9 protein-coding genes and 1 pseudogene are annotated in these 8,344 nt (G+C 68.5%); 1 reads left to right on the top strand and 9 read right to left on the bottom strand.

Going from position 1 to position 8,344, the window contains the following annotated elements; genetic code table 11:
* Window positions 1-243 precede the first annotated feature (243 nt).
* A complete protein-coding gene (locus E0L93_RS13665; RefSeq protein WP_132692640.1) occupies window positions 244-684 on the top strand; it encodes a hypothetical protein in 441 nt (146 codons plus the stop codon).
* On the opposite strand, the gene E0L93_RS13660 is transcribed toward E0L93_RS13665, so the two are convergent.
* The 9 genes and pseudogenes from E0L93_RS13660 to E0L93_RS13620 all read right to left on the bottom strand — a co-directional run.
* Window positions 665-925 (bottom strand): hypothetical protein, encoded by a 261-nt coding sequence (locus E0L93_RS13660; protein ID WP_132692639.1) that lies wholly within the window; start codon window positions 923-925, stop codon window positions 665-667. The genes E0L93_RS13665 and E0L93_RS13660 overlap by 20 nt on opposite strands.
* Window positions 926-949: 24 nt before the next feature.
* Complete coding sequence (locus E0L93_RS13655; RefSeq protein ID WP_132692638.1) at window positions 950-1,258, bottom strand: hypothetical protein; 309 nt, start codon at window positions 1,256-1,258, stop codon at window positions 950-952.
* Between the two features lie 71 nt (window positions 1,259-1,329).
* The gene (locus E0L93_RS13650) at window positions 1,330-1,776 is read right to left on the bottom strand and encodes an SRPBCC family protein (RefSeq protein ID WP_132692637.1); all 447 of its coding nucleotides are present in this window, start codon (window positions 1,774-1,776) and stop codon (window positions 1,330-1,332) included.
* Window positions 1,773-2,390 carry a nucleotidyltransferase family protein gene (locus E0L93_RS13645; RefSeq protein WP_132692636.1) on the bottom strand — a complete coding sequence of 206 codons (618 nt, stop codon included), beginning with the start codon at window positions 2,388-2,390 and terminating at the stop codon, window positions 1,773-1,775. Before E0L93_RS13645 ends, E0L93_RS13650 begins: the two co-directional genes overlap by 4 nt.
* Window positions 2,387-3,506, bottom strand: a pseudogene (locus E0L93_RS13640) (XdhC family protein). Before E0L93_RS13640 ends, E0L93_RS13645 begins: the two are co-directional and overlap by 4 nt.
* A complete protein-coding gene (locus E0L93_RS13635; RefSeq protein ID WP_132692635.1) occupies window positions 3,503-4,621 on the bottom strand; it encodes a vWA domain-containing protein in 1,119 nt (372 codons plus the stop codon). The pseudogene E0L93_RS13640 and the gene E0L93_RS13635 overlap by 4 nt, the downstream one beginning before the upstream one ends.
* A gap of 1 nt (window position 4,622) precedes the next feature.
* On the bottom strand, window positions 4,623-5,549 hold the full coding sequence (locus tag E0L93_RS13630) for an AAA family ATPase (RefSeq protein WP_132692641.1): 927 nt from the start codon (window positions 5,547-5,549) through the stop codon (window positions 4,623-4,625).
* Between the two features lie 32 nt (window positions 5,550-5,581).
* Window positions 5,582-6,433 (bottom strand): FAD binding domain-containing protein, encoded by an 852-nt coding sequence (locus tag E0L93_RS13625; protein WP_132692634.1) that lies wholly within the window; start codon window positions 6,431-6,433, stop codon window positions 5,582-5,584.
* A 15-nt stretch (window positions 6,434-6,448) separates the two neighbouring features.
* Window positions 6,449-8,344: xanthine dehydrogenase family protein molybdopterin-binding subunit (locus E0L93_RS13620; protein WP_132692633.1), on the bottom strand; the 1,896-nt coding region annotated here is incomplete at its 5' end.

Here is an 8,344-nt window from a genome sequence, read left to right as displayed (position 1 = left end):
AAATTTTCTGTTTCAAGCCCTTTACAAAGTGTGACTAGAGGTGTATATTAACGGCGTCGGTTGGTGCGAAACCTAATCGACAACAACAGAAGAGTCCGGAGGGGCGACTCCTCCTTTCCCTTTCCCCACCTATCACCCCTAAAGACCCTCCGGACTCCTCCTTCCCCACCCCTTTCCCGGAGCTCCGGGCTCCGGGCCTTTCTTTTTCGCGTTGCGGAGGCGGCGGGGAATATAATCCCGGGCGTGGAGAACGAGACGAGGTTCCTGACATTCCTTACGGCAGGCTGCACGCTGGCCGCCGCTCTGTTCGGGTTCGGGGCCAGCATGTTCTCTTTTCAGGGTGCATACGAAGACAATCCCGTGTTCGTGGGTGCGGTGCAGCTCATGCGCGTGCTGGCTCTGCTGGTGCTGGCTCTGGTACTCGTCTTCCGCGGCGGCTGGCGAGGCGTGATCGCCGCCGGGTGCATGGTCGTCGGGGCGACCTTCCTGGAGTGGCTGTTCTACCCGTTCTCCTTCACGCTGGCTTCGGTCTCGGACCCGGCCGGGTACGCGGCGCGCTTCGGTGAGGTAACCCGCCCCGGCTACGCGGAGTGGGCCGTCTTCGACATCTTCTTCATCACGATAGCCGCTGCCCTCGCCCAGTCCCTCCGCGTCATAGCCTTCATCAGGCCCCGGGACGAATGACCTCTATCTCCTCGTGCTCGTCGAAGTCCAGCAGATATACTTCGCCCTGAGCCGTGAATTCGTAGCGGGAGGGCGGCAGGATCCCCTCCTCCGAGTCCTCGACCTCGACACCGGTGACGAGCCGGCCCCGGCCCCGGCAGCGCCGGCACCTCTGCGGCCGCCAGTCGAAACCGTCGTCGCCCCGGCCCCGGCAGTTGGGGCAGGGGCGGAAGCTCGTGTAGCGGATGGTTATGGTTCTCATCCGGCCCTGCGGAGCTGCGGTCTCCTACCGTAGATTGCGCAGGATCAGGTACACGATAGCGGCCACGAGCGCCAGTCCGGCGGCGGCCGGGATGAGGCGCTTGAGCACGGCCTCCCGACTGGCCTCCCCGAGGTCCAGCGGCTCCGGCTCCGGCTGGTTTATTATGCGCCGGCGCGGCTGCTCTCCGGCCTCAGCCGCAGGCTCCTCCGGCTCTGGCCGGGGGGCGGCCGCATCCCGGTAGACCGGGCGCGCCAGACCGCTCTCCGCCGTCGCTCCCACCTCCCGCGCCAGCGGGGGCGCTTCCCGCATTCTGGGCTCTTCCTCTCGGCTCAAGTCTCACCTCCCGGCTATCCCTCTGCTCCGGCTGCCCTCCGGCGACCGCGCGGCCCAATTATATCCCCCGTCTAGCGGATTATCTCCTGCTCCAGGCACTCGGCGAACCGGCTGAGAATCTTGTTCGCCACGTCCTGCTGGATGCCGCGCCCGAACTGTGCCACCCGGCCGGTGAGCCGCATATCGGTCTCCACCCTCACGCGCGTGGAGCCTCCCCCCTCGTCGTGCAGGGTGGAGACTATGGTGGCTGCGGCGGTTCCCTGACCCCGGGCATCCTTGCCGCTGGCCTTGATCACGGCCCGCCGGTTCTGTTCGTCGGCCTCCTCTATCTTTACCGTGCCGTTGTACTTCGCCGTGGCGGGTCCGAGCTTGACGGTCATCGTACCCTCGTATTCATCCCCGACCTGGGCCGTGAGCGCGGCTCCCGGCAGGCAGGGCGTGACCCGCTCCAGATCCAGCAGCACGTTCCACGCCTGCTCCACCGGCACGCTGACGGTGAACTCGTTCTCCAGCTTCATGCCCAGCTCCTCCTTCCGCCTCTAGTAGACAACTCCTCCAGATACCGCAGATCTTCTGCGGTATCCACGTCTGCGGGGTCTGCGACGGCGTCGCAAGGGACCTCCACCACCAGTTCAGGATACCGCCTCAGTATCCCCCGCGCTCCGCGGTCCCCCGCGAGCTCGCGGTGCAGCAGCGGCCACACCTCGCGGGCGAAGAGCACCGGGTTTATCGCCTCGCCGCCGTAGGTAGCAACGGCGACCTCGGCTCCTCTCCGGAAGGCCTCCACCAGCCGCTCCACGGCCCCGGATCCGACCAAGGGCTGATCCGCGAGCAGCACCACGGCGGCCTCCGCCTCCGGAGCACAGGCCCGCAGCCCCGCGAGGACCGAGGTGGCCATCCCGCTCTTCCAATCCGCATTCAGGACCGTCCGCGCTCCGCGGGCCTCGCAGAGCGGACGAAGCCGCTCCGCGTCCGCGCCCAGGACCGCGATCACCTCGTCCACCGGTGCCCCTTCAAGCTCCGAGAGCGACCACTCGATCAGCGGCCGGCCGCGGAACGGGGCGAGGAGCTTCCCGCCCCCGAACCGGCTCCCGCCCCCGGCGGCGAGCAGGATGGCCGAGACCCGGCTCAACGGGAGGCTGTCTCCTCCGGGGGGGCGTGGATCGGGCCGTCCCTCTCGGCCAGCCGGCCCCCGGAGTGTCCGGTCCTGAGCGCTATTATCTCCGCCGCTATGGCGACGGCCGTCTCCTCCGGCGTGCGCGCCCCGATATCCAGTCCTATGGGGCTCGAGATGCGCTTCAGATCCTCCTCGGTTACGCCCTCCTCGAGCAGACGCTCGTTGCGCCTGTTGTGCGTCCGGCGGCTGCCCATCGCTCCGATGTAGCCCGCCTCCGTCCCGAGCGCCACCTTCAGGAGCGGCACGTCGAACTTGGGGTCGTGCGTGAGCACGCAGATGACGGTGCGCCTGTCCACCTCCGCCTCTTTCAGGAACTCGTCCGGCCAGGCGACCACCACCTCGTCGGCGAACGGGAAGCGTTCTTTGGTGGCGAAGATGCCGCGCGCGTCGCACACCGTCACCCGGTAGCCCAGAAACTTTCCGATCCTCGCTACCGCCCCGGCGAAGTCTATGGCCCCGAAGACGTACATCCGCGGCGGCGGCGCAAAGCTCTGGATGAAGACCTCCACGTCCTCCATCCGGCGCTGCCCCTCCGGGCCGTAGTGACGCAGCCCCGTGCGCCCGCCCTCCAGCATGCCCCGGGCCGCCTCGACCACGGCGCGCTCCAGATCCCTGCTGGCCAGCGAACCCACGTGCTCCTCGGGGGTGACGAGCAGCTTATCGCCCACACCCGGTCCCCTGACCACCGTGGCGAGGGCGACCGGAGCCTGCTCCCTGAGGGCCCGGTGCCACCTGTTGAGGATCTCGCCCATAACTCTACCAGTCCACCCGCTCGACGAAGATGTGCAGCGTGCCGCCGCAGGTCAGCCCCACACCGAAGGCCTCTTCGTCTGAGATGCCGTAGGTCAGGAGCTTGGGCCTGCCCGTCTCGATGGTCTCCATGGCCTCCTCGAAGACGGCCGGCTCGACGCAGCCGCCGCTCACGGAGCCCACCACCTCCCCGTCTTCCGAGACGGCCATCGAGGTCCCGGCCCCCAGAGGTCCGGAGCGCTCGACCTGCACGACGGTGGCCATCGCGGCCTTCTTTCCCTGCTCCCGCCAGCCGGCTACCTTCTCAACCACGGGGTTCATGCCCGATCTCCCTCCTCGATGGTACTCGCTATGGCGTTGGCCAGCTCCTCCAGACTCTCGAAGTTGTGGCCGGAGAGGAACACGTCCACGTAAGGCAGCGCCGCGGCCATCCCGCCCGCCAGCGGACGGTAACCCGGCGCGGCTTTGAGCGGGTTGACCCAGATGACCTTGTACGCCAGCCGCTTGAGCCGGGCCATCTGTTCCCGCAGCACACCCAGATCGCCGCGGTCCCAGCCGTCGGAGAGGATCACGACGACCGAGCCGCGCGCCATTCCGCGCTGCCCCCACCGGTCCACGAACTCCTTCATCGCGTCGCCCAAACGCGTACCGCCGGACCAGTCCCGCACCGCGTCCGCGGCCTCGCTCAGAGCCCTGTCGGGGTCCTTGCTGGCCAGCTCACGGGTTATGCGCGTGAGCCGGGTACCCATAGCGTACGCCTCCAGCCGCGCGCCGGAGATCACGCCCGCGTGCAGAAACCGCATCAGCGCCCGGCTGTACTGCGCCATGGAACCGGATATGTCGCAGAGCAGCACCACGCGCCGGGGCTGCCAGCGGGGAGCCCGGAAACGGTGCCGCAGAGCCTCCCCTCCGGTGCGCAGCGCCCCGCGCAGGGTGCGGCGCTGGTCGAAGCGGCCGCGCCGGGCGGGCTCCAGCCGCCGCGAACGCCGGAGAGCACCGGAGAGCCTGAGGTCGGCGAGCAGCCGGCGCAGCTCCTCGAACTCCTCGGCGGTGTAGAGCGCGAAGTCCTTGCTCCTCAAAACCTCGACCGGGCTGTAACGCAGGTGGACGGCCTCCTCTCCCTCGGGGTCGGACTCGACGGTCTTCTTGGGCGGCTGCACGGAGTCCAGATCCACGGCGGAGCGTTCCTTCCGCCGGGAGACCGGGGGCAGCTCCCCGGAGCTCATCTCGTCCCAGAAAGCCCGGAAGGCGGCGTCGTAGAGCTTCAGGTCCTCCGGCCGGGAGCAGAAGGTAGCGCGCCCCGCCCAGTAGACACTCTGCCGGCGCTCCATCCCGACCTCCTCCAGCGCCCGCACGAACTCCAGCGTACGATCCGTTCCGGCCGCGATGCCGGCCCGCCGCAGCACGCGCCCGAAGGCGACGGCCGCCCGCTGCATCTTATGTGTCCGCTCTCCCCCATCCACCGCCGTTCACCCGGCTCAGCAGCTTCTCTATCCCCGGAGCCCGCACCCGCTGCTGGTCCTCGCGGTACTTGACGACCGAGCCCAGCGTGGCCTCCACCAGCTGCTCGTTCAGCTCCTTCGCGTCCAGCGCGACGAGCGCCTCGGTCCAGTCCAGCGTCTCCGCCACCCCGGGCGGCTTGTACAGGTCCATCCGGCGCAGTTCCTGCACCGCGGCGGCCACCTGCCGGGCCAGCTTCTCCCCGGCTCCCGGGACACGCAGGCGCACGATCTCCACCTCCCGCTCGAAGCTGGGGTGCTCGATCCAGAAGTAGAGGCACCTCCTTTTAAGCGCATCGTGCACCTCGCGGGTCCGGTTGGAAGTGATGACCACCACCGGCGGCCGCCCGGCCTCGATGGTCCCGACCTCGGGGATGGTCACCGAGTAGTCCGACAGGATCTCCAGCAAGAACGCCTCGAACTCGTCGTCGGCCCGGTCCACCTCGTCTATGAGCAGCACGGGCGGCTGCGGCCCCCGGTGCTCCAGCGCCTGCAAGAGCGGCCGGGCGATAAGGAACTCCCGGGAGTAGAGCTCGGCCTCGAAGCGCTCGCGGTCCTCCCCGGCACCCAGAGCCTCCGCGGTGCGGATGTGCAGGAGCTGGCGGGCGTAGTCCCACTCGTAGACGGCCTGGTAGACGTCTATGCCCTCGTAGCACTGCAGCCGGATGAGCGGCGTGTCCAGCAGGCGGCTGAGCACCTTCGCCACCTCGGTCTTGCCGACCCCGGCCTCCCCCTCCAGGAAGAGCGGGCGGGAGAGGCGCAGAGCCAGGAAGATGGCCGTTGCCAGCCCTTCATCCGCCAGGTAGTCGTACCGGCGGAGCCGTATCTGCAGCTCTTCAGCGTTGGAGACGCCGGGGAGATCCACCCCTCCCCGGCGTCCGTGGTCGTTGTTCCGGTTCAACGGCTTAACGCTTCCTCAACCGCTCGCCGGGTCAGTACGCGGGCCAAGTGCCTCCGGTATTCGGCCGAAGCCATTATATCCGATGCGGGACTGGTCCCCTCGTCGGCGGAGCTGGCGGCCTCCGCGATACCTTCCGGACTCGCTCCCGAGAGCGCCTGCTCGGCGGCCGAGGCCCGGATGGGCGTGGATCCCATGTTCGTGAACGCTACCCGGGCCGAGCCGATGGAGCCGTTCGAGCGCTCCACAACGGCCGCCACGCCGACCGTGGCCCAGTCCATCGCCCGGTGGTTGAACTTCTGGTAAGACCACCCGGTGCCGGAGCCGAGCTTGGGAACCCGGATCTCCTTGAGCACCTCGCCCTCGTTCAGGGCGGTGGTCAGGTAGTCCTGGAAGAAGTCCGCAGCGGCGATGGTGCGCTCGCCGTCCGGCCCCTGGGCCACGAGCTCTCCTTCCAGCGCCAGCAGCACGGCCGGAAGGTCGGAGGCCGGGTCGGCGTGGGCGAGCGACCCCCCGATAGTCCCCCGGTGCCGCACCTGCGGGTCGCCGACGAGCCCGGCGGTGAAGGCCAGAATGCCACACTGCTCTTTGAGCAGGTCGTTGGTGTTCACGTCGTGATGGCGGGTCATCGCGCCTATGGCGATGTGATCCCCCGCGTCGCGGACGTAGCGCAGCTCGTCCACGCGCCCCAGATCGATCAGCACCGCCGGCGCCGCAAGCCGCAGCTTCATCAGCGGCAGCAGCGAGTGCCCGCCTGCCAGCAGCTTGGCCTCGTCTCCGTGCCGCCCGAGCAGCTCCACGGCGTGCTCGGCGGACTCAGCCACCTCGTAGTCGAAAGAGACCGGAATCACTCTCCGCTCACCTCCTCAGTCCTGTGCGGGCCGGGCCTCGGTGCTGGCCTCCCGCTCTCCGGCCTCGCGGCCCCGGGCCTCCTGAATCGCCTGCCAGACCCGCATCGGCGTCGCCGGCATGTCTACGTGCCTGACGCCCAGGTGCGAGAGGGCGTCTACCACGGCGTTTATGACCGCCGGCGGCGAGCCGATGGTCCCGGCCTCTCCGACCCCCTTGACCCCGAGCGGGTTGCTCGGAGACGGGGTCACCGTCCGGTCCAGGGTGAAGTGCGGGATCTCCGGTGCGCCCGGGATCATATAGTCCACCATCGAACCGGTGACCAGGTTCCCGTCATCGTCGTAGATGGCCTCCTCGTAGAGCGCCTGCGCGATGCCCTGTGCGAGCCCGCCGTGCAGCTGCCCGTCCACGATGATGGGGTTGACGACCGGCCCGCAGTCGTCCACCGCGTAGTAGTCGCGGATCCTGACCTTGCCGGTCTCGGTATCCGCCTCGACCACGCAGATGTGCGCCCCGAACGGGAAGGTGAAGTTGGGCGGGTCGAAGAATATCTCCTCGGAGAGCCCCGGCTCCATCCCCTCCGGCAGGTTGCTGGCCAGATACGCGGCCCCGGCCACCTCCTGCAGGGAGACGTTCCGGTCCGGCGAGCCGGCGACGCTGAAGCGTCCGCCCGCAAACTCTATGTCACCCTCGGCAGCCTCCAGCATGTGCGCCGCTATCTTCTTCGCCTTCTCCACCACCTTCTGGGCCGCCAGGTGCACGGCGACACCCCCGACGGGGAGGCTCCGCGAACCGTAGGTGTCGCGCCCCCAGGGCGCCGCAGCGGTGTCGCCGTGCAGCACCTCCACGTCGTCGGGCGAGACGCCCAGAGCGTCAGCCGCTATCTGGGACCAGCTGGTGACGTGCCCCTGCCCGTGCGGCGAGGTGCCGGTCACGACCTCCACCTTGCCGGAGGCCAGCACGCGGACGGAGGCGGCCTCCCAGCCGGCCCCGCCGCCGCCCAGAGCGGCGACGACCTGCGAGGGCGCGATGCCGCAGATCTCGGTGTAGGTAGAGAACCCGATGCCGAGCTGGACGGGGTCTCCGGACTCCCGCCTCCGGCGCTGCTCTTCCCTCAGCCCCTCGTAGTCCGCTATCTTTAGCGCCTTGTCCAGCGCAGCCTGCAGGTTGAAGGAATCGTACTGGATGCCGGCCGGCGTCTGGGTCGGCTGGTCGAACGGCTCGTAGAAGTTCTTGCGCCTGACCTCGGCCGGGTCCATGCCCAGCTCACGCGCTAAAGCGTCCATTATGCGCTCGATGGCATAGGCGGCCTCCGGACGTCCGGCCCCGCGGTAGGCGTCGGTGGGGGTCTTGTTGGTGTAGACCGCCGTGCAGGAGAAGGAGTAGGCCCCGAACCGGTAGACCCCAGGATACATGAACGCCCCGAGCAGCGGGACCACCGTGGTGCCGAGCTGCAGGTACGCGCCCATGTCCGCGACGAGCTTCACCCTCATCCCCAGGATCTTTCCGTCCCGGTCTGCGGCCAGCTCGATGTCTTGTATCTGATCCCGGCCGTGGATCGTCGCCAGATAGTTCTCCGAGCGCTCCTCAACCCACTTCACGGGCCGATCCAGCCTGCGGGCAAGCGCCAGAGCCAGCGCCTCCTCGGCGTAGACGTTCAGCTTGGAGCCAAACCCCCCGCCCACATCCGGAGCCACAACCCGCAAGCGCTGCTCCGGCACCCCGCTTATCATGGAGAGCACGCTCTTGAGAATGTGCGGGATCTGCGTCGAGGAGTACACGGTGAAACCACCGTTGACCGGGTCCGGGTTGGCCACAACCGCCCGGGGCTCGATGGCGTTCGGGATCAGACGCTGCTGGATGTACCTCTCTTTGACCACCACATCCGCCCGCTCGAACGCCTCCTCCACATC

It is taken from the genome of Rubrobacter taiwanensis, assembly GCF_004337705.1.
Classification (GTDB): domain Bacteria; phylum Actinomycetota; class Rubrobacteria; order Rubrobacterales; family Rubrobacteraceae; genus Rubrobacter_C; species Rubrobacter_C taiwanensis.
The sequence above is the reverse complement of the archived record's forward strand: the minus strand, read 5'-3'. Positions and strand labels throughout refer to the sequence as shown.

Coding starts and splice junctions, on each gene's coding strand:
- E0L93_RS13635 (WP_132692635.1), bottom strand. CDS start 4,621: ATGCAGCGGGCGGCCGTCGCCTTCGGGCGCGTGCTGCGGCGGGCCGGC.
- E0L93_RS13650 (WP_132692637.1), bottom strand. CDS start 1,776: ATGAAGCTGGAGAACGAGTTCACCGTCAGCGTGCCGGTGGAGCAGGCG.
- E0L93_RS13660 (WP_132692639.1), bottom strand. CDS start 925: ATGAGAACCATAACCATCCGCTACACGAGCTTCCGCCCCTGCCCCAAC.